The 2,003-nt window shown below is 64.3% G+C and carries 2 protein-coding genes and 1 pseudogene; all 3 read right to left on the reverse strand.

Annotated features, from left to right (window positions below):
- Positions 1 to 1,083, reverse strand: a pseudogene (locus ACFWBF_RS37225) (hypothetical protein); the annotation flags it as partial.
- Positions 1,080 to 1,508, reverse strand: coding sequence for a DUF6507 family protein (locus ACFWBF_RS37230; RefSeq protein ID WP_385609263.1), 429 nt, complete (start codon positions 1,506 to 1,508; stop codon positions 1,080 to 1,082). The pseudogene ACFWBF_RS37225 and the gene ACFWBF_RS37230, both read right to left, overlap by 4 nt.
- Before the next feature lie 36 nt (positions 1,509 to 1,544).
- A complete protein-coding gene (locus tag ACFWBF_RS37235; protein ID WP_385609264.1) occupies positions 1,545 to 1,856 on the reverse strand; it encodes a pore-forming ESAT-6 family protein in 312 nt (103 codons plus the stop codon).
- Positions 1,857 to 2,003 lie beyond the last annotated feature (147 nt).

The raw sequence follows: 2,003 nt of genomic DNA on the forward strand, positions 1-2,003 counted from the left end.
GCCGGCGCCGGCGCCCTTGAAGACGTACGTCATCGGGTCGATGAACTTGCCGGCCTTGCCCGCGAAGGAGATCGCCTTCGCGGCCATGCCCGCCTTGCCCGCGGCCGAGGCGCCCCCACCCGCACCACCCGTGAAGACGGTCGTCAGCACGTTGAAGGTCACCGCGCCCGCCGCACGCGACGGATTGTGACCCCACTCGTCCCACGCCAGGAGAGCCTTGCCGGTCTCCTTCATCGCGGTCTTCGAATCACGCAGCCACGACGGAAGCTTCTCGTCGGGAACCGCCAGGAACATCGGACCCACACCCGGAATGGAGGTGATCGCCAAACCCGTCGCCAGCTTCGCAAGACCCGTCCAGGCCTGACCGGCCGCATCCCAGCCGGAGAACCCCACCAACGTGCCCAGGCCCTTGATCGTGCCCCACACACCATCGACGATGACACCCTTGCCGAAGTCGTAGGCGTGCTCCCACACCTGCCACCACGGAACCGACTCCTCGACCGCATCACCCCACGGCAACGACTTCGACGCCTTCAGCGCCTCCGCGTCATAGCCGTACATGTTGTCTTTGTTCGAGCCGTCGTTCTTGATCAGCGCCGGGCCACCCCACAACGCCACGATCTTCGCGTGCGCCGCCCGCTCCGCATCCTGGAACTGCGTCCACACCACGGCGATCTCATTACGGCGATCGAGGTTCTCCTCGATCAGATCGCCGTCCTCACGCCACTTGTCCTCATGCGAGATCTTCGTCTTGAACTTCGCCGCGTCCTCACGCAACCGGTCCAACTTCGCAACCAACGGCGTGATGTCATGCGCATACGTCGAAAGCGCACCCGAAATCACCTTCAGATCCGCCGTGAAATGCGAAGTCACATCCTGCACCGGCTTCGTCACCGCGAACAACTGCTCCGCCTCGGGAGCCTGATAGAACGCGGACAGACCACCAAACGTGGTGTGCACGTCGGAACCAGCCGTGGCGATCTTGGGACCGTCCCCGACCAGAGCCTTCGCCTTCGTCTCCAACTCGGCGAGATTCCCGGTGAAAACCGGCACCTCACCCGGATTGACCGGATCGTTGCTCACTTCGCGCCCCCAGCAGCCTCACGCAGCAGATCCAGACGCATGCTCTTCGCCGCGTCCTGGGCGTTCTTCGCCGCCTCCAGGTCACCCTCGCAATACTCCCGGGTCGCCTTCGCCGCACCCAGGATCGAGGCCTCGATCCGCTCCGCCATCGTCTTCAACTCAGGCTGCTTCTTCTCCAGGTACTGCGCCAACGCAGCACCCACCGGCCCCGTCGCCTTCTGCGACAACGGCGGCGCACCCACCGGCACCGGACCCTGAACATGCGTCTCGGCCATCGACCCCGGCACCGCAGTACCCGCCGCATGAGCCGCCGACGACATGTCCGCCACCAACGAGTTCAACGCCTTCTCCAACTCACCGGCCTTCGTACCCGTGAGCTGCAACTGACCCTGCACACCCTGCGGCTTGATGTCCCAAGACGTCACAACAATCCCCCGTACAACAAAACCCGGTAAAACCGGTCAGCCGATGTTGTCGACCGCGGCCTTGGCCCGCGAAACCGTCTGCTGCGCCGTCGCGTCGTTCTTCTCCAGCGTCGACTTCAACAACCGGATGATGTTCTTGACCTCCTGCGAGGCCCCGTTCCACCGCAACTCCTTGGCGTGGTAGTCATCCGCCACACCATCCGCCGCGAAATCACTCATCGCAGCCTTCACCTGCGCATCACGCGCCGCGATCACCTGCTCCAACCGGCCGATCACCGCACCGATGTTGCCCTGCGTCTCCGTCGACGCACCCAAGTCATACGACCGACGGTCAGTCCCAGCAGCCATCAACCATCACTCCCCGTGAGAAAACCAGCTTGATTAACGGCCACCGAAACGCGCCGCGTCGAAGTTCGCGCCCGCCATCTGCTGCCGCGCGTTCTCACCCTGCTCCTGGTCACCCGACCCGAACGCCTTGTCCATCCCCGACTGACC

The sequence above is a fragment of the Streptomyces sp. NPDC060028 genome (assembly GCF_042736725.1).
Taxonomy (GTDB): domain Bacteria; phylum Actinomycetota; class Actinomycetes; order Streptomycetales; family Streptomycetaceae; genus Streptomyces.